The following is a 20,322-nucleotide window of genomic DNA, read 5'->3' on the forward strand; positions in this document are numbered from 1 at the left end:
TCCGTCAACGGCGCCGTCGCAACCCTGCTGCGCTCCGCCTCAGCCAGATCGGCCGCGAGCTCATCGCGCACCTCGACACTAAGCATGGTGGTGAATTCCCCTCATATTCGCATCAAGCCCTCGACCGGCACTGTTGCGGGCCTGTTGTCGAAAGGCACTGCAATTCTATAACGTGTTCTACATGACTGGACAGGAGTACGACGTCGTCGTGGTCGGCAGCGGCGCCGCCGGCATGGTCGCCGCCCTCACCGCTGCTCACCAGGGTCTCTCGACAGTAGTCGTTGAGAAGGCTCCGCACTATGGCGGTTCGACGGCGCGATCCGGCGGCGGCGTGTGGATTCCGAACAATGAGGTGCTCAAGCGGGACGGGGTCAAAGACACCGCGGCCGAGGCCCGCAAGTACCTGCACGCCATCATCGGCGACGTCGTGCCTGCCGAGAAGATCGACACCTATTTGGACCGCAGTCCGGAGATGCTGTCGTTCGTGTTGAAGAACTCACCGCTGAAGCTGTGCTGGGTGCCCGGGTACTCCGACTACTACCCGGAGACCCCCGGCGGCAAGGCCACCGGCCGATCGGTGGAACCGAAGCCGTTCAACGCCAAGAAGCTCGGACCCGACGAGAAGGGCCTGGAGCCGCCGTATGGCAAGGTACCGCTGAACATGGTGGTGCTACAGCAGGACTATGTCCGGCTCAACCAGCTCAAGCGCCACCCGCGCGGCGTGCTGCGCAGCATCAAGGTGGGCGTGCGGTCGGTGTGGGCGAATGCCACCGGCAAGAACCTGGTCGGCATGGGCCGAGCGCTGATCGCTCCGCTGCGCATCGGCCTGCAGAAGGCCGGGGTGCCGGTGCTGCTGAACACCGCGCTGACAGATCTCTATGTCGAGGACGGTGTGGTGCGCGGGATTTACGTCCGCGAGGCAGGTTCCCCCGAATCCGCCGAGCCGACGCTGATCCGGGCCCGCAAAGGCGTGATCCTGGGCTCCGGAGGCTTCGAGCACAACCAGGAGATGCGCACCAAGTACCAGCGTCAACCCATCACCACGGAGTGGACCGTGGGAGCGGTGGCCAACACCGGCGACGGCATCATCGCCGCCGAGAAGCTCGGTGCGGCACTGGAACTGATGGAGGATTCGTGGTGGGGACCGACGGTCCCGCTGGTGGACGCCCCCTGGTTCGCGCTCTCCGAACGCAACTCCCCCGGGTCGATCATCGTCAACCTGAACGGCAAGCGGTTCATGAACGAGTCGATGCCCTACGTCGAGGCCTGCCACCACATGTACGGCGGTGAGTACGGCCAGGGACCCGGCCCGGGCGAGAATGTGCCGGCCTGGTTGATCTTCGACCAGCAGTACCGGGACCGCTATATCTTCGCGGGACTGCAGCCCGGCCAACGGATCCCGAAGAAGTGGCTGGAGTCCGGTGTCGTGGTCAAGGCCGGCAGCCTGGCCGAGCTGGCCGAGAAGACCGGACTGGCCGCCGACTCGTTGAACGCCACCATCGAGCGGTTCAACGGTTTCGCCCGCACCGGTGTGGACGAGGACTTCCACCGCGGCGAGAGCGCCTACGACCGCTACTACGGTGATCCGACCAACAAGCCCAACCCCAATCTCGGCGAGATCAAGAACGGCCCGTTCTACGCCGCGAAGATGGTGCCCGGCGACCTCGGCACCAAGGGCGGTATCCGCACCGATGTGCACGGCCGCGCGCTGCGCGATGACAACACGGTGATCGAAGGGTTGTATGCCGCAGGTAATGTCAGCTCGCCGGTGATGGGTCACACCTACCCCGGCCCCGGCGGGACCATCGGCCCCGCGATGACGTTCGGTTACCTCGCGGCCCTTCACCTGGCCGGAAAGGCCTGATATGCCCATCGATGTCGAAAAGGCGCTCGCCGCCGACCTGGACCCGGTCGAGTTCTCCTGGACCAGCAGCGATATCCAGCTGTACCACCTCGGCCTCGGAGCCGGGGCGGACCCGATGGACGAGCGGGAACTGCGTTATCTCACCGACAACACCCCACAGGTGCTGCCGACCTTCGGCAACGTAGCGGCCAGCTTCCACATGACCGAGGCACCGACGGTGCAGTTCCCCGGTATCGAGATCGAATTGTCGAGGGTGCTGCACGCCAGCGAGGGTGTGACCGTCCCGGGACCGATCCCGACCAGCGGCACCGGCTATTCGAAGCAGCGTTTCACGGAGATCTGGGACAAGGGCAAGGCGGCCGTCATCGTCAGCGAGTCCACGGTCACCGATGAGTCGGGCACCGTGCTGTGGACGACGAAACGCTCCATCTTCGCCCGCGGCGAGGGCGGTTTCGGCGGCGAGCGCGGTCCGTCCACCTCGGTGGATCTGCCCGACCGTGCCCCCGACGCCGAGATACCGCTGCCGACGCTGCCGCAGCAGGCGCTGCTGTACCGGTTGTGCGGTGACCGTAACCCGCTGCACTCCGATCCGGGGTTCGCCAAGGCGGCCGGGTTCGACCGACCCATCCTGCATGGGTTGTGCACCTACGGCATCGGCGCAAAGGCCATCGTCGACCACTTCCTGGACGCCGACGTCTCGCAGGTCGGCAGCTACGGTGCAAGGTTCGCCGGCACGGTCATCCCCGGCGAGACCCTGCAGGCCAACATCTGGCGCCAGGACGGCAAGTTCATCGGCACGCTGACCGCACCGAGCCGCGACAACACCGTGGTGCTGTCCGGCGTGGAGCTGATACCGGCCAACTAGAACGCACGACAACGGCGGTGGGACGGCCGACACCGCGTCGAACACGCGGCTCACCGACGGCGACTTGCGGTTCTGATCCGATCTTCGAAGGACTGGGCGAGTATTCGATACCCCCGGCCGGCCCGGGCCGCGCGAAGACGCGGTCGGCAATATGACGACATCCCACCCCGAGTCGAGGCCGACCCGTCGTTGGCCCGAAGGCCCGAGGGAGAGCCTGTCCGCTGGACTCGGGAGCGGACCACGTTGGCGGTACACTGACCCAGGACGGGCCGTCCGCAGCATGCGGTGCAGAATCGGAGGCCCCGGGAGGCGGAGCTCTTGGTATTTACCGCGGGCCTCCACGCGCCGCGCTCGCGCGCAAACGGTTCTGGTTCGTGATATCCGCCGACCGGACCGGCGTCCTCGCCCGCTTTCTCGCCGCCGTCGGTCAATCACCAATAGATGTCCGAGGCGGTGAGCGGCTGTGTCGGGCGTGCCTGTTGACGCTCCCGGTGAAAAGGGTCGGCATATCCGTCATATCCGGCGACGACGGACACGAATTTCTCTGCGCCAGCGATGATGTCGCTGAACGCATGGAGTGGTCTCAGATTGCCTTGGGACAAGGCCCTTCCGTGGAAGCCTTCGCCGTCGCCGGCCCAATATCTACACCGGACGTGGCGATGCCTGACACCCGCTGGCCGCTACTTGCCTTGGAAGCCGCGGCAGCCAGGGCTGGGTCGGTGCACGCACTTCCGCTCCAGCTCGGCGCGATCCGGGTGGGGGTGCTCAGCCTCTATCTGGACGCCGGATCCAAGCTGAAAGCTCGCGATTTCGGTGACGCAGTCGCGATAGCGGATCTCGTCACGTCGCTGCTGCTCGCGTCTGGGACGACCGACGATCCGGACCCACTCGACCAATGGTGGGTGCAACCGCGGTCATCCCGGGAGATCCATCAGGCCACGGGGATGGTGGTCGCGCAACTGGGCGTCCGCGCCCGCGAGGCGTACGCCCGCTTGCAGGGATACGCCTTCGCCAACGCGCTCGGACTCGATGAAGTAGCTGCCCAAGTGGTGCATCGCGGTCTGCGAATCGACAGGGGTCCCGATGGCGACCAGACTCCGGCGTCATGACACGCCGTAGGAACACCAGGCCACATCGTGGCAGAATGCCGTAGGGAGCAAAATGGACCGGTACGAGGGTTTGGCCCGCGCATTCGTGGGTCTGGCAGACACGCTGGTGGCCGATTTCGACGTTGTCGAACTGGCTCAACAGCTGGTGGAGAACGCCATGACACTGCTTCCGATCGATGCCGCAGGCATCGTTCTGGCCGATGTGGACGGCAGATTCCAGGTGCTCGCCTCCAACAGCGAACAGACCCGCCTGTTGGAACTGTTCCAGATCCAACACGATAACGGTCCGTGCCTGCGGTCCTACCGCACCGGCGAACAGGTGGTCGTCGCGGATCTGCGGATCGGCATCGACCGCTGGCCGGAGTTTGCCGCACGCGCCATCGCTTACGGCTTCCTGTCCGTCCATGCTCTACCACTGCGATTACGCAACGACCGGGTCGGCGCCTTGAACCTGCTGCGCTTCGATTCCGGCAAGATGTCGGATACCGATATCGCGATCGGACAGGCACTCGCCGATGTTGCGACGATCGGGATCGTCCATCAACGTGTCGCGCTGCAGTCCGATGTGCTGAATCAGCAGCTGCAGACCGCGTTGAACACCCGGACGGTCATCGAGCAGGCCAAGGGGGTTCTGGCCGAGCGGGGTCACGTCGACATGGACGCAGCATTCGGTCTGTTGCGCCGATACGCCAGAAGGAACAACAGGCGCCTTGCCGAGGTCGCGCGCTCGGTCGTCGACGGCGCCGATACCACCGCCATCCTCAACCCAGGCTGAGTCACCGGCCGGTTCGTCACGGGCTCGGCTCGGCGGACGAACTTTCTCCGCCGTCATCGTCGTGCGCGCCTGCCGGTTCGTCGGCGGCCTCCGGCTCATTCTGCTCTGCGATGGGCGGATCGTCGTGAGCTGTGGTCGTGTCGACTTCACCGGGAGCGGAGAACGGATCACCCTGTTCCTCGGACTGGTCATCCGACTCGAAGGGGTCGTCGGGATCCACGGCGTCCTCGAATTCCGGCTGCGGAGCATGGGTCGGCTCGTCGAACACCTCAATCATCGCAAAGGACGGCTCTGCAGTCGCCACGGGCTCGATGCTCGGCGGGGCGACGAATTCGGCCAGGATCGGGTCGGCCTGCTCGGGAATCGCGGTGAACGTCTCCGCGGCCGGCGCGAACGAGAAGGCGGTCATCTCGGCGGCCGGCGTCACGATCTGCACCACCACCGCGAATTCGACGGGACGCTGCATCACCACCGACGTCGTAGTCACCGAGATGTTCTCGGCCGCAGGCGGCACCATCGGGGAATACACGATGTAGGCCTGCCTGCCATTGATGGTCACCACATCGACCTGCTCGATCGGACCAGCGGTCGAACTGATGTCGATCTTGTCCAGCTCGGTCCTGATCCCCGACAGGTCGTTCGAGTGCAAAAAGACGGCGTCCAACACGTGGGCCAGATCGGCCAGATCGGGATGCTGGATCAACTGCGCCAGTAGGGAATCCGGCAGTCGCAGCAGCGCCTGCAATTTCAGCTCCAGCGCCGCCACATCCACGTCGTGGCCATAGCGAGAATAGAGCAGCATCAGCAGCGCCTGCAGCTTCGACCTCAGCGGCACCATCGACACGGCGAGCGCCGCACTCGCCTGGGAGAACGACCCGTATCTCGCCGGCACCGCGGGCATCCGAGCGGTGTCCATCAATCTGAAACTGATCCGGCTCGTCGACACCGACAGGTCGCCGCCGGCATCCCGGACCGGGTTGGCCTCGGCGGCAACCGGAGGCGGCCCCTGCGCGAAGGGCAGATAGACCCCGGATTCGACAGCCGACGGAAAGAGCGCCCATGCGTTGACTGCCACGCCCGAGACGAGCAGCACCAGGAAGCCGCGTTTACCCGTGACGCCCAGGGGGGTGACGCTGCGCCCTATCGGGTGCGAAGCTGCGCGCCCACCGACTCTGGGCTCGTGAATCGCCGTCAACGGGGGCAATGGTTGGATTTCAGACTGCTCGGTCATCGGTTGCTCTCCTGGTGTGGATGATCATGGCGCCGGCCGGTCGGGCCCGACTACCGTGTGGCGGTATGACGAGCTCCATGCGGGTCCACCGCGGAGACCCCTGTGCGCCCTGATCTCTTGCACCGCGCCACGGTCGCGAAGGCACGGAAATTGTTGCGCCGTTCGTTGTTTCTCGTCTTCACGCTGATCATCACGGTCGCTGCCGGGTTGCCCGTCTTCGTGCATCCACAGGTGGACACACTGCGCCGTGCCGATGCCATCCTGATCCTGAGCGGGCCGCACCACGGCCGGTATCCATTCGGATTCGATCTCGCCGAACAGGGCTGGGCGCCCAACCTGGTCGTGTCGAATCCGAGCGGAACGGACAACCCGCGACTGACCCGGTACTGCGCCGACCCGCACCCCGGGCTCACCGTGTACTGCTTCGCCCCGGACCCGGCCACCACGAAGGGTGAGGCGCGGGAGTTGCACCGGCTCGCTTCCGAACATGCTTGGCGCACAGTCATCGTGGTGACATTTTGGCCCCACGTTTCGCGGTCCAGGTACATCCTGGAGAAGTGCTTCGACGGTGAGCTCGTGATGGTGCCGAACCCGACCCCGATCTCCGTGCGCCGGTGGGCGTTCGAGTACCTCTACCAGACCGCGGGTTACGTCCGGGCACTGCTGCAACCCGGCTGCTGAGTACTCGGCGGGGGTCACGTCGGGCCACTGTGTGCGTGTCGCTGCTGTGTCTGTACGACGAAACCCGCGAAGGTCGCAGCATGGTCGGGTAGCAGCATGGTGTCGCTGCTGCAGCCATCGGGTCCCGCGAACACGGTGCTGCCGGCGGCCAGCCGATTCCAACGCAACGGGTGCGCCGCGGATCGCTGCCACGATGCGCACGGCAGCATGACGTCGATGTGCAGTCCCGAGTGTGTCGGCACATAGGCCCGCGCGGCGGCCAGCGTCGCCGCCACCACGGCGCGGCGGCGGATCAGGACCGCATCGTCCGCGGGCTCGGACCTCTGCTCGCGCACGCTGCGTACGGTGTCGGTCAGATGTCTCCCGCGCATCGCGATGTACCGCCCGCGTTCGGCCATCGGGATCGCACACAGCCGGCGGGCGTGCGTCATCGCGCGGCTGCCGTAGTGACGACCCAGTGCGATGGTCCACTGCAACCGTCGGTAGAACGTGCAGTACGGCGCACCGAACAGGATCAGGTCGGTGACCATCGTTCCCGAGTTCGTGAGCCGGCGGGCGAGCTCGAACGCAATCGAGCCGCCGGCACAGTAACCGGCGATGATCATCGGTCCGCCCGGTTGGAACGCGCGGATCTGATCGGCGAAGTAGCCGGCGATGTCCTCGACGGTCGTCAGCGGCTCGCTGCCCTCCTCCAGTCCGGGCGGCTGCAGGCCGTAGAAGGGTTGCTCCGTGCCGAGGTGCTGTGCCAGCGCGCGATAGGTGAACACGTCGCCGTTGTGCCCGGCGACGGCGAAGATCGGGGTCTTCGGCCCGTCCGGCTGCAGCGGCACGATCGCACACTGCTGGGAGACCAGCCGCTGCGCCTCCCGCAGGAACGCGATCACTTCGGGCTTGCGCGTCGCGAGATCGCGCTTGTGCTCGTCGGTCAGTGCCCCGACGGGTGCATTGAGCCGCAGCCGGTCTCCGTCCAGCGCTATCCGGACGTCGAGCTTGCGCAGCTCCTCCAGAAGGTCGGCAGTCGTCACAGTTCGATCTCCTCCCGCTCGCCACTGCCGGCGAATGCGAGCCGGTCGCTACTGACGGTGGCCCATGACAGCGCGTCGATGGCGGCGGCGAGCTGTTCGGGTGTCGGACGTTCGAACAGATTGCGCAGAGGCAGCTCGACACGCGCCGATTCGCACACATTCGCCATCACCCGCGCCGCCATCAGCGAATGCCCGCCGAGGTCGAAGAAGTTGTCGAAGACACCGATATCGCTGCGGCGCAACGCTTCACTGAACGCAGCGACGACGAGCGCCTCACTGGTGGACCGGGGGTCCACGAACGGGCACGGCTCGCTGCGTTGGTGGGTGGGTGCGGGTAGGGCTTTGCGGTCGAGTTTGGCGCTGGTGGTCAACGGCAGCGCATCGAGGTACTGGAAGTGCGCAGGCACCATGTACTCGGGCAACCGGGTGTGCAGCACCTGACGCAGATCAGCGATCAACGACGGCCCCGCATCCGCGGCCACCAGATACGCGACAAGCTTCTTCTCACCGGGAACATCCTCACGATCGATGACCGCAACCTGATGCACCGCAGGATGTTCGGCGATCACCGTCTCGATCTCACCGAGCTCGACACGGAAACCACGGATCTTGACCTGCTGATCGATACGGCCCAGATACTCCAACTCACCACCGGCCCCACGCCGCGCCAGATCCCCACTGCGATACATCGGCCCACCATGGAACGGATCGGTCAAAAAACGCTGCGCATTGAGCTCAGGACGATTCAGATACCCCGCCGCCACCCCGGCACCGGCGATATAGAGCTCACCGGGCACACCGATGGGCACCGGCCGCCCCTGCTCATCGAGCAGATAGATCCGGATATCGGGCAACGGCGCCCCGATCACACTGCCCACACCCGCAACCAGATCAGCCCCGGCGATCCGCCGATAGGTCACATACAACGTCGCCTCGGTGGGCCCGTACATATTGATGACCTGCGGACTGTCATCACCGTAACGCCCGAACCAGGGCGCCAAACTCGCCAACTGCAATGCCTCACCGCACAACAACACATAACGCAACGCAAACCCAGCACGCGGAGCAACCCGATCAACATCGATGAACGCACAAAACCCGGTCGGCGTCTGACTGAGCACACTGACCCGTTCACGCTCCACCAACCCACGAAACGCCGCCGGATCACGACTGGTGTCATGATCGACCACCACCAGCCGACCCCCGACCAGCAACGCCCCCCACAACTCCGACACCGAGATGTCAAACGAATACGAATGCCACAACGTCCACACATCATCGGGCCCGAAACCAAACCGCTCAATCGTGGTCTCGAACAGCCGCAACACATTACGGTGAGTCACCCGCACACCCTTGGGCTGACCAGTCGAACCCGAGGTATACATCACATACGCCAGATCCCCACCGCGACCCTGCGCCGCCGGCGACGCAGGATCGCGGCCCACCACCGGCAGCGGCTCATCAAGACACACACACCGCACCGGCAGCCCACCCAGTTCCCCAGCCACACCACGCTGGGTCAACACCACCCCCACACCGGCATCAGCGAGCATGAACCCCACCCGCTCCACCGGATACAACGGATCCAACGGCAGATAAGCCGCCCCCACCTTCAAAATCCCCAGAATCCCCACCACCACATCAACACCACGGGCAACCCGAAGACCCACCACCGCACCGGCACCCACACCCAACCCACGCAGACACCCCGCCACCGCCTCAGCCCGACAGTCAAGCTCGACATAACTCAACTCCACCCGACCACCCACACCATCAGCACACACCGCCACCGCATCCGGACGCGCCGCCACCTGACGCGCAAAACCCGCATGCAACGTCACATCCCGAGGCACCACCACCGGAACCCCACCATCACCCACCAACACCACACGCTCACCCGCACTCAGCAGTGACATGTCGGCCAGTCGACGGGTCGGCTCCGCCACGATCTGTTCGAGCAGCAGGCGGTACTGGGCAAGCCAGCGTGCGACCGTCGCCTCGTCGAACAGATCGGCATTGAACTCACATTCGAGCACGACGCGGTCGCCGTCATCGATGGCGGTGACACCGAACTCGAAGTTGTAGTACGCCTTCGGCATCTCAAGACCGGCGACAACGACATCACCGAAATCGAAGGTGCTGCTGAACTTGTCGTTGAAGAACAGGGACACCAGCGGCATCCGGCCCGGATCCCGGGGCAGCCTCAGCCGCTGCACCAGCGTGCCGAAGGTGAGGCGCTGATGCGCCTGGGCATCGAAGAATGCGCTGCGCACCGCGCGCAGGTGTTCGGCGAAGGTCAGCTCCTCATCGATGTGGCAGCGCAGCGGAATGGTGTTGACACCGTGCGCCACCAGATGACGGTTCTCCTGGAGCGCCTGACTCGCCATCGGCACACCGATGATGAAGTCATCGGCGGCGGTGAGGCGCCCGACGAGCACCTCGAAGGCCGCCAGCATCGCCACGAACTGGGTCGCCCCCTGCTGCGCCGCGGTCGCGCGGAAGTCGTCGAAGACCGCCTTGTCGATGCTCAGGACCTGCCTGCCGGCGCTGTAGGTCTTGTACACCGGGCGTGCGTGATCGAGGGGCAGTTCGAAAGACGGGACTCCACTTGCATATTGCTCGGCCCAGAAGTTCAGTGCCGCATCGGTTTCGGCGAGGATATCGGCTCGCTGCTGGTCGGCCACGAAGTCACGGAAGGATGCGGCCGGGGCCAGCTCGGCCGCCAGCCCGACCCGGTCGGCCGCATAGATTCGGGCCAGGTCATCGAAGATCACGGTCGAGGACCATCCGTCGACGATCACGTGGTGCGCGGTGAACACGAATCGGTTGCGGTCGGGGGCCTCGTGGACGATTTCCGCGCGCCACAACGGTGCGGCGCCCAGATCGAACGGTGTGCGGGTCTCTCGATCGACGATGCCCGCGATCACCGTCTCACGCTCTCCGGGCTCGAGTCCGGAGAGGTCGGTCAGTACCGGTGCAACCGCCACCTCGGACAGGATGCGCTGCGATTCGTCGACCAGATCGATCGAGATGCGCAGGGCCTCATGCCGCTGTACGATTTCGGACAGCGCATACTGCAACGATTCCACCGACAGCGCACCGTGCAGCGTCAGCACGAAACACTGGTTGTACGAGCAGTTGGCCTCATCGCTCATGAGGGTCGCCGCACAGATCTCACGTTGCGGCTCGGTCAGTGGGAAGTCGTCGTCGTTCGCCGCGAACGGATCGAAATCGACGGATTCGAAGTGCGTCATCACGTCACCGCCGCCCGACCAGGGCACGGCTGCGCGCGTGGGCTTCGCGTTGTCTGCGTGCGCGATCCATCGCCTCGCCGGTGCTGACGGTGCTGTGCTGCTCACCCGCGAGGTGGCGCGCCAGCGTGCGCACGGTCGGGTACTGCAGCAGGGCGACGATCGGCAGATCGGCGCGCAGTTTGTCCGTCAGTTGCGCGTGCACCCTGATGCTGAGCAGCGAATCGCCGCCGAGTTCGAAGAAGTGGTCGTCGAGACCCACGCTGTCGACGCGCAGTACCGCCTTCCAGACGTCGGCGATCGTCTCCTCTGCCGGGTTACGCGGACCCGACGGAGGTTCGCCGTTGCTGCTGCGTTGGTGGGTGGGTGCGGGTAGGGCTTTGCGGTCGAGTTTGGCGCTGGTGGTCAACGGCAGCGCATCGAGGTACTGGAAGTGCGCAGGCACCATGTACTCGGGCAACCGGGTGTGCAGCACCTGACGCAGATCAGCGATCAACGACGGCCCCGCATCCGCGGCCACCAGATACGCGACAAGCTTCTTCTCACCGGGAACATCCTCACGATCGATGACCGCAACCTGATGCACCGCAGGATGTTCGGCGATCACCGTCTCGATCTCACCGAGCTCGACACGGAAACCACGGATCTTGACCTGCTGATCGATACGGCCCAGATACTCCAACTCACCACCGGCCCCACGCCGCGCCAGATCCCCACTGCGATACATCGGCCCACCATGGAACGGATCGGTCAGAAAACGCTGCGCATTGAGCTCAGGACGATTCAGATACCCCGCCGCCACCCCGGCACCGGCGATATAGAGCTCACCGGGCACACCGATGGGCACCGGCCGCCCCTGCTCATCGAGCAGATAGATCCGGATATCGGGCAACGGCGCCCCGATCACACTGCCCACACCCGCAACCAGATCAGCCCCGGCGATCCGCCGATAGGTCACATACAACGTCGCCTCGGTGGGCCCGTACATATTGATGACCTGCGGACTGTCATCACCGTAACGCCCGAACCAGGGCGCCAAACTCGCCAACTGCAATGCCTCACCGCACAACAACACATAACGCAACGCAAACCCAGCACGCGGAGCAACCCGATCAACATCGATGAACGCACAAAACCCGGTCGGCGTCTGACTGAGCACACTGACCCGTTCACGCTCCACCAACCCACGAAACGCCGCCGGATCACGACTGGTGTCATGATCGACCACCACCAGCCGACCCCCGACCAGCAACGCCCCCCACAACTCCGACACCGAGATGTCAAACGAATACGAATGCCACAACGTCCACACATCATCGGGCCCGAAACCAAACCGCTCAATCGTGGTCTCGAACAGCCGCAACACATTACGGTGAGTCACCCGCACACCCTTGGGCTGACCAGTCGAACCCGAGGTATACATCACATACGCCAGATCCCCACCGCGACCCTGCGCCGCCGGCGACGCAGGATCGCGGCCCACCACCGGCAGCGGCTCATCAAGACACACACACCGCACCGGCAGCCCACCCAGTTCCCCAGCCACACCACGCTGGGTCAACACCACCCCCACACCGGCATCAGCGAGCATGAACCCCACCCGCTCCACCGGATACAACGGATCCAACGGCAGATAAGCCGCCCCCACCTTCAAAATCCCCAGAATCCCCACCACCACATCAACACCACGGGCAACCCGAAGACCCACCACCGCACCGGCACCCACACCCAACCCACGCAGACACCCCGCCACCGCCTCAGCCCGACAGTCAAGCTCGACATAACTCAACTCCACCCGACCACCCACACCATCAGCACACACCGCCACCGCATCCGGACGCGCCGCCACCTGACGCGCAAAACCCGCATGCAACGTCACATCCCGAGGCACCACCACCGGAACCCCACCATCACCCACCAACACCACACGCTCACCCGCACTCAGCGGGTCGAGTTGACCGAGGAACTTCGTATCGCCATCGGCGAACTGCGCCAGCAGGTGCACCAGGTGGCCGAGCATCCGCGTGACGGCCGCCGCGGCGAAACGCTTGGTCGAGTAGTCCAGCCGCAGCAGCATGGCGCCGGAGCCGTCGTCGCCGTAGGCCATCAGTGCGAGTGGGAAGTTCGTCTGTCCCCGGTACTCGAAATGCCGGCCCGGCATCTGGAGTTGCATGTCGAGAGTGTGGTGGTCGTAGACGATCACACTCTCGAACAGCGGTGCGCCGCGTGCCACCCCGCTGCACGCCTGCACGGTGCCCAGCGGGGTCTGCTCGTAGGGGCGCTGCGCGCTCTGCTGAGCGCGCAGCGCGCGCAGCCACGGCCCGATCTCGGCGTCGTCGTCGACGCCGACCCGCATGGGGAGGGTGTTGATGAACAGGCCGGTGATCCGGTCGGCGTCATCGAATCCGGTGATGCGGCCGGCGCGCGTCACCCCGAACACGATGTCGGACTCTCCGGAGTAGCGGTGCAGCAGGACCGCCCATGCGGCCTGCACCATCGTGCTGACCGAGACATCGGCCCGGTGCGCCGCGTGGCGCAGCTGCTCGGTCAGATCCTTCGGCAGACGCTGCTCACAGGCGCTCGCCGGTGCGGTGCTCTCATCGGCGGCATGCGGTGCGTCGATCCCGAAGGGTGTCGACGTGCCGAAGTCACCCAGCCGCTCGCGCCAGAATGTCTCGGCTACACCGTGATCGAGCGAGCGACGCCATTCGATGTAGTCGCGGTACGGACGTGCCGCCGGCAATGACAACAACTCCCCACGCAGCGCGGCCTCATAGAGCGCGAACCATTCGTGCAACACGATGTAGGAACGTCCGTCGAGCAGGGCGTGGTGAAATGTCCACAGAACTCTGCTCTTTCCCGCGGGAAGCCGGGCGATGAAGAGCCTCATCATCGGGGCCCGGGACATATCGACATCGAGGCGGCTGTCGGCGAGCACGTGGGCATCGAAGCGCTCGTCGGCCACCTCCGGGGCGATATCGCGCCAGTCGGCGACTGTGGCGGCGAGTGGCGCATGCGCCAGCACTTCCTGGCACGGCTCCCCGACGTCCACCCAGCGGAATCGCGTGCGCATGACCGAATGCCGTTGCATCACCTGTGCCATGGCCTGCTCGAACAGCGCGACGTCGAGTTCCTCGTCCACCGAGATGACGACATGTTCGATGTTCGTGCCGTCCCCCGGCGCGCTCAATGCCTGATACAGCATGCTCGCCTGCATCGGCGACAGCTCGTAGCTGTCCACCACCTCATCCATGCGCCATCTCCTCCCCGACACTGGCACCGACAACCTGCAGATATTTGCCCGGACGGTCCGGATCGGGCACGAACCAGGCCTCGCGCCCGTGGGCGTCGCGGCCTCGGCGCGGTGTCGCGGCGCGCTCGGGCAGGACACCGTCGGCCCGCATCTGCGCGAGGCTCTCACCGAAGGCCGAGACGACACACTCGAGATCGGCATCGGTGTGCGCGAGCGTCAGGAATCCCGGCCCGTCTTCCCTGGTGTGCACACCGCGCGCCCGCATGAGTGCGTGGTACAGCGGTTCGAGTGGCAGTCCGGGCGGGAATGACACGTCGAACCAGGACGAGAAATGCCGGATGTGCACCGGCGCATTGAGTTCGGCGCTGACGGTGCGCAGCCGTTCTGCGAAGGCGGTGGTGCGCTGGTTGAGCCCGCGCTGCAGGGCGGGACCATCGTCGCGGAGTCGTCGCAACACCACGCGCGCCGCTGCCAGGGCCAGCGGAGAGCCACCGGCGTGCGAACCATCGAGATACGTCGCACTGCCCGCGACGATCCCGATCGGCAGTCCGCCACCGGCGACCTTGCCGTAGACGGCGATGTCGGACTGCACACCGAACAGCGCCTGGGCGCCGCCGGGGTGGGTGCGAAATCCGGAGCGGACCTCATCGAGGATGAGTGCCACGCCCGTCTCGGCGGTCACCTCGCGCACGGCGTTCAGGAACTCCCGTGGGGCGTGTTGGGGGTGCCGCCGCACCGGCACGGGTTCGACCAGCACGCCGGCGAGCTCCCCGCGCATCGACCTGATCGTCGCGAGCGCCGCTGCACTGCCGTACTCGAGGGCGACCACCCGGCCTCCCGGCACGGTATCCATGGTGTGGCCCGCGCCGGTGACCGCCACGATCGTGTCGCACCCGGACCGGGTGCGGGCCATTTGGACGGCCGCCGTCAAGGCACCGGATTCGTCGGGATAGAACGCAGCATGCTGCATGCCGACCATCTCGCACACGAGGGCGGCGACTTCGGTCGCCAGCGCGTCCGGCGATCCGCTCGCCGAGTCGGAGGCGTACTCGGTCTCGATGGCGTCGCGGATGAAGGCCGGGTCATGACCGAAGAAGACGGCGCCGCCGCCGTTGGTGAGATCGATGTGCGCCCGCCCGCCGGCATCGCGCAGGTACGCACCCGAGGACTGCACCGCGACGGCCGGCCCGACCGCCTCTTGCCAGCGGTGCCGTTCGATCAGTGTGGTGAGACGCTGCTGTTGTCGATCGGTCAGCCCGACCACGGGCGCGCGTGTCGGCGCAGCCGGGACCGGGGCGGGTGCGATCCGCGGGGCCGCGAGGTCAGGGGCGTCATCCGGTGTCGCAGCCATGATGAGGTCGACGAGCAGGTCGAATGTCGACGCTTCCTCGACCAGGGTGCGGACGGTGATCGTGGTCGCGAACTGCTTCTGCAACGCACTGGCGGCCTGGGTGAGGAACAGCGAATCGAAGCCCATCTGCAGGAAGCTCGCACCCGGCGTCAGATCCGACCGGTCGACTCCGGACAGCTCGACGAACACCGTGTGCAGGTGAGCCAGCAGGGTGGCGGAACGGTCACCGGAGTCGGGCGTGATCGACTGGGATGCAGAGGAACTCGGCACCGGGTCGGGTGAGGCAGCCGGCTGTGTCGATTCACGCCCCGGACTCGGGTCGACCCAGTGCCGGCGGCGCCGGAAAGGGTAGGTGGGCAGCGCGACGCGCCGGCGGGTCCCGCCGTGCAGACCGTGCCAGTCGATATCGGCACCACGAGTCCACAGCCGGCCCGCGGCGGCCAGCAGGCAGTCGACGTCCGGACCCCACTCCTGACCGGGATGCAGCGATGTCGTGATCAGCTGTTCGGGCAGTCGCCGCTCATGCTGGCGGGCCAGCATGGAAAGCGTCTGGCCCGGACCGACCTCCACGAGCGCGATCCGCGGATCCAGCAGCGCCCCCACACCGGTCGCGAACTGCACCGGCTCCCGCAGCTGTCGGGCCCAGTAGTGCGGATCGCACGCTTCGGCATCGGTGATCGGGCGCCCGGTCAGGCTGGAGATCCACCGCAATGCCGGTGCGGTGCGCGATGTTCCGGCCACCAGTTCGGCGAACGGCTGTACCGCGGGCTCCATCATCGGCGAGTGGTACGCATGTGAGGTGTGCAGGCGTCGGTGCGCGACACCGATCGCGGTCAACCTCGCCTCGAAGCCGGCGATGGCGTCGTGCGGACCCGAGACGACGGTGTGTTTGGGTCCGTTGAATGCGGCGATCGCCACATCGGGAGTCAGCTCGGCGGTGACCAGATCCGCGGGGGCGCGCACACCGAGCATCGCCCCGGCCGGCATGCTGCCCATCAGGCGGGCGCGAGCCGCGACGAGCAGCAGCGCCTCGTCCCGCGAGAACGTGCCGCCGACACAGGCGGCGACGAACTCACCGATACTGTGACCGATCATCGCGGTGGGCTGCACCCCCCAGGACATCCACACCTGGGCCAAGGCATATTCGATCGCGAAGAGCGCCGGCTGGGTGATCGCGGTCTGACTCAGCTGCGCGTGCGCGCTGTCACGATCGGGGTCACCCGGATACAGGACACCGAGCAGGTCGATTCCGGTCTCGGTCCGCAGCACCCGCGCGCACGCGTCCATCGTCTCCCGGAACAGCGACTCCGATTCGTAGAGTCCACGGCCCATGTCCACGTACTGCGAACCCTGCCCCGGAAACATGAACGCGACGCCACCGGACAATTCGGCGGGTGCGCCCCGGCCCTGCACCCGCAGCGGGTCGGCGGTGGTCAGCAGTGCGATCGCGTCGTCGCGATCGCGGCACACCACCGCGCGGCGGTGCCCGAAGCGACGGCGGCCGACCTGAAGGGTGTACGCGATATCGGCGAGATCGGCGCTGAGGTCCTGTTCGAGGTGGTCCTTGAGATTGTGGGCCACCCGATCGAGGGCCTGCGGGTCGCGTGCGGACAGCACCAGCAGCTGCGCAGGCCGGGAGGCGGGCACAGCCGGTCCCGCACTGGGCGCCTCTTCGAGTACCACGTGTGCGTTCGTCCCACCGAGGCCGAACGAGCTGACGCCGGCCCGACGCGGGGTCGGTCCCTCGGGCCAACGGCGCTGGTCGGCATTGACGAAGAACGGGGTGCTCTCGATGCCGAGCTTCGGGTTCGGCGACTCGAAGTTGATGCTCGCGGGGAGTACCCGGTGGTGCAGTGCGAGGCTGGTCTTGATCAGTCCCGCGACACCGGCGGCGACGTCCAGGTGTCCGATGTTCGACTTGACCGACCCGATCGCGCAGAAGCCGTTCTCTTCGGCGCCGCCGGTGCGGAAGGCCTGGGTGAGCCCCGCGATCTCGATCGGGTCGCCGAGCGCGGTGCCGGTGCCGTGGGCTTCGACATAGGAGATCGTCGCGGGATCGATACCCCCGAGCATCTGCGCCATGGAGATCACCCGGGCATGACCGTCGACGCTCGGCGCGGTGAACCCGACCTTGGCATTGCCGTCATTGTTGAGCGCCGATCCCTTGACGACGGCATAGATCGTGTCGCCGTCCTCGATCGCGTCGCGCAGCCGGCGCAGCACCACGACGCCGAGTCCGTTGCTGGACACCGTGCCTGCGGCATCACGATCGAACGGCCGGCAGTGACCGTCGGGAGCCAGGATCGAGCCTTCTTCGTGGAGATACCCGCGTCGCTGCGGCAGCATGATCGACACCCCACCGGCGAGCGCCATATCGCACTGATAGGTCTGCAGGCTCTGCACCGCGGTGCAGACTGCGACCAATGAGGTCGAGCAGGCGTTCTGGATGTTCAGGGCAGGGCCCTTGAGGTCGAACTTGTAGGACACCCGGGTCGCGACGTAGTCGTTCGAGTTGCCCAGCATGACCATGATCGGACCGAGTGGATCGGTTACATCGTTGCGCGACAGCAGATTCTGCAGATAGTAACTACTGGTGGTGGCCCCGGCGAAGACACCGATCAGGCCGTCGAACCGCTGGGCATCGTGTCCGGATTGCTCGATGGCTTCCCATGCCGCCTGCAGGAAGAGCCGCTGCTGCGGATCGACGATGGCGGCCTCCTTCGGGGTGAAGCCGAAGAACTCCTCGTCGAACTCGTCGACACCCTCCAGCACACCACGGGCCCGCACGTAGTGCGCACGGGTCTGTGCATCCCCGGCTTCGCCCTGCGGACGTTCGAGTTCCTCGGATCCGAAGCGCGTGATGCACTCGCGGCCGGCCAGCAGGTTCTGCCACAGCGCGGAGACACTCGGCGAGTCCGGAAAGCGTCCGGCCATGCCGATGATCGCAATGCCGTCGAGCGGATCGTATGCGTCGGAGTACATCGGATGGCCGCCCCCACGTCCGGTTATGTTGGTGTGCTGGTTTTTTGACTCTGGCCCGCACATGGCTCGAAAGACGATATGACGTCTCTTCTGTCACCGAAGAGTACGAGTATGCGGCGAGTTTCGCTAGGGGTTACAAGACGTAACCGAAAGGGGTGTAGGCATTTTCGTCACCGACACCGGCTTCCGGAGGCCCCTGCAACACCCACCGGTGAACCGGGGGCTAGTTCTCCATCACCCCCGGGTCTAGTTCCTCTGGACCCTCGTTTCACCGTGCATCTGCGCTCAGGGCGCCGCGCCCGCCGCGGAAACGTCTGCACAACCAGCGTAATGGTCCGGCGTGGGTGCGAGCGCACGAAACCGAGAGCTAGCCGGGTTAATCCAGGGACTGGGTAGCGATTCATCCGAAATATCGTTCCTATGGTCCATGTACTGCCGGCAGCCAGCAAACAATAGTGAGCATGTGCTTCACGAGATGACTCGACATGGTGTCCGCCACGAGTGTTCGTGCAGCCAGCCTGCTGACATTGATCGGCCGTCTCGCCGTCCGGAATCTTCACCGGAGTCCGAGCCGCGGCCTGAATGGGGGATCTGACGTGAAGGTCGCCGTAATCGGAGCCGGGTACCTGGGGCTGACACATGCCGCATGTCTGGCGCAACTCGGGCACAGCGTGCTGACCGCCGATACCGATCCGGACAAAGTGTCCAGACTGCGTTCTGGCGCAGTACCGTTCTTCGAGCCCGGACTGGACATCCTCGTCCACGACGGAATGGCCTCCGGACGTCTCGAGTTCACCGAATCATCCTCTGAGGCAGCAGCATTCGCCGACATACATTTCATCACCGTCGGCACACCGCAGAACAAGGACGATGCGAGCGCCGACCTGTCCTACGTCGAGGCGGCGATCGACTCCCTGTGCCGCCATCTCGACCGGCCCGCGCTCATCGTCGGCAAGTCGACGGTGCCGGTGGGAACCGCCCAGCGGCTGGCGGATCGGGTACGCCGGACCGCCCCCGCCGGCGCCGCGGTGAAGCTGACGTGGAATCCGGAGTTCCTCAGGGAAGGGTTCGCGATACAGGACACCTTGCATCCGGACCGGATCGTGCTGGGCCTGGAGGACCGTCGCGATCTCCGCTCCGAGGAGACCATCCGGGAACTGTATGCCCCGCTTCTGGACGAGGGCATCCCGTTCCTGGTGACGAGCCTCGAGACCGCCGAACTGGCCAAGGTCGCGGCCAATGCGTTCCTCGCCACCAAGATCTCGTTCATCAACGCGATCGCCGAAGTGTGTGAGGCCGCCTCTGCGGATGTCACATCGCTCGCCGACGTGATCGGGTACGACGACCGCATCGGACGCCGATTCCTCAATGCCGGGTTGGGGTTCGGTGGCGGCTGTCTGTCCAAGGACATCCGGGCATTCATCTCCCGCGCACACGAACTGGGTGTGGGCGAATCACTGAACTTCCTGCGGGAGATCGACGGCATCAACCTCCGGCGCCGTACCCGCGTTGTCACGATGGCCCGGGAGGAGTGTGGATCACTCGCCGGAGCACGGGTCGCCGTCCTCGGTTCGGCGTTCAAACCGAACACCGATGACATCCGCGATTCGCCCGCGCTGGCCGTCGCCGACCAGATCCGTTCGGAGGGTGCGGATGTGACGGTCTACGACCCCAAGGCGATGGACAACTCCCGGAAATCTTTCCCGGCGCTCAACTTTGCGTTCTCCGCTGTCGAGGCCTGCATGGAAGCCGACGCCGTTCTCGTGCTCACCGAGTGGGACGAGTTCCGCCGGCTTCGGCCAGAGGAACTGGCCGCTGTCACCACATCCCGGCGCATCATCGACGCGCGAAACTGCCTCGATCCGGACATCTGGCGAGCGGCGGGCTGGACCTATCGCGGGCTGGGATGCCAATGACGACTTTCACTGATCGGAC

At 65.7% G+C, this 20,322-nt stretch carries 11 protein-coding genes and 1 pseudogene; 6 read left to right on the forward strand and 6 right to left on the reverse strand.

Features of this window, described 5'->3' with window-relative positions:
- A pseudogene (locus tag BST17_RS28750) lies at nucleotides 1-86 on the reverse strand (2-keto-4-pentenoate hydratase); the annotation flags it as partial.
- Nucleotides 87-181: 95 nt separating this feature from the next.
- Here BST17_RS28750 and kstD point away from each other — a divergent pair.
- From kstD to BST17_RS12535, 4 genes are all read left to right on the forward strand, one after another.
- Nucleotides 182-1,864, forward strand: a complete 1,683-nt coding sequence (gene kstD / locus BST17_RS12520) for a 3-oxosteroid 1-dehydrogenase (RefSeq protein ID WP_083058679.1) — start codon at nucleotides 182-184, stop codon at nucleotides 1,862-1,864.
- Nucleotide 1,865: 1 nt separating this feature from the next.
- On the forward strand, nucleotides 1,866-2,729 hold the full coding sequence (locus tag BST17_RS12525; protein ID WP_083058316.1) for an enoyl-CoA hydratase ChsH3: 864 nt from the start codon (nucleotides 1,866-1,868) through the stop codon (nucleotides 2,727-2,729).
- Between the two features lie 374 nt (nucleotides 2,730-3,103).
- Nucleotides 3,104-3,838 carry an ANTAR domain-containing protein gene (locus BST17_RS12530; RefSeq protein WP_133053542.1) on the forward strand — a complete coding sequence of 245 codons (735 nt, stop codon included), beginning with the start codon at nucleotides 3,104-3,106 and terminating at the stop codon, nucleotides 3,836-3,838.
- A gap of 52 nt (nucleotides 3,839-3,890) precedes the next feature.
- Entirely contained in the window at nucleotides 3,891-4,613 is a 723-nt protein-coding gene (locus BST17_RS12535; RefSeq protein WP_083058319.1) for a GAF and ANTAR domain-containing protein, read from the forward strand.
- Between the two features lie 16 nt (nucleotides 4,614-4,629).
- Here the strand turns inward: BST17_RS12535 and BST17_RS12540 are convergent, their stop codons facing one another.
- Complete coding sequence (locus tag BST17_RS12540; protein ID WP_133053543.1) at nucleotides 4,630-5,844, reverse strand: hypothetical protein; 1,215 nt, start codon at nucleotides 5,842-5,844, stop codon at nucleotides 4,630-4,632.
- Nucleotides 5,845-5,946: 102 nt separating this feature from the next.
- On the opposite strand from BST17_RS12540, the gene BST17_RS12545 reads away from it, so the two are divergent.
- Nucleotides 5,947-6,525 (forward strand): YdcF family protein, encoded by a 579-nt coding sequence (locus BST17_RS12545; protein ID WP_308214761.1) that lies wholly within the window; start codon nucleotides 5,947-5,949, stop codon nucleotides 6,523-6,525.
- A 14-nt stretch (nucleotides 6,526-6,539) separates the two neighbouring features.
- Here the strand turns inward: BST17_RS12545 and BST17_RS12550 are convergent, their stop codons facing one another.
- Genes BST17_RS12550 through BST17_RS12565 form a run of 4 tightly spaced genes read right to left on the reverse strand, consistent with a single transcriptional unit; the run spans nucleotide 6,540 to nucleotide 18,387 of the window.
- Nucleotides 6,540-7,550: a thioesterase domain-containing protein gene (locus BST17_RS12550; RefSeq protein WP_165762270.1), complete on the reverse strand. Its 1,011-nt coding sequence runs from the start codon at nucleotides 7,548-7,550 to the stop codon at nucleotides 6,540-6,542.
- Nucleotides 7,547-10,804: a non-ribosomal peptide synthetase gene (locus BST17_RS12555; RefSeq protein WP_133053544.1), complete on the reverse strand. Its 3,258-nt coding sequence runs from the start codon at nucleotides 10,802-10,804 to the stop codon at nucleotides 7,547-7,549. The genes BST17_RS12550 and BST17_RS12555 overlap by 4 nt, the downstream gene beginning before the upstream one ends.
- A 4-nt stretch (nucleotides 10,805-10,808) precedes the next feature.
- Nucleotides 10,809-14,054, reverse strand: a complete 3,246-nt coding sequence (locus tag BST17_RS12560) for a non-ribosomal peptide synthetase (RefSeq protein WP_083058325.1) — start codon at nucleotides 14,052-14,054, stop codon at nucleotides 10,809-10,811.
- Nucleotides 14,047-18,387, reverse strand: a complete 4,341-nt coding sequence (locus BST17_RS12565) for a type I polyketide synthase (protein ID WP_083058326.1) — start codon at nucleotides 18,385-18,387, stop codon at nucleotides 14,047-14,049. Before BST17_RS12565 ends, BST17_RS12560 begins: the two co-directional genes overlap by 8 nt.
- Before the next feature lie 596 nt (nucleotides 18,388-18,983).
- Here BST17_RS12565 and BST17_RS12570 point away from each other — a divergent pair.
- Complete coding sequence (locus tag BST17_RS12570; protein WP_083058328.1) at nucleotides 18,984-20,303, forward strand: UDP-glucose dehydrogenase family protein; 1,320 nt, start codon at nucleotides 18,984-18,986, stop codon at nucleotides 20,301-20,303.
- Nucleotides 20,304-20,322: the final 19 nt, after the last annotated feature.

Source organism: Mycolicibacterium bacteremicum, assembly GCF_002086115.1.
In the GTDB taxonomy this organism is placed as follows: Bacteria; Actinomycetota; Actinomycetes; order Mycobacteriales; family Mycobacteriaceae; genus Mycobacterium; species Mycobacterium bacteremicum.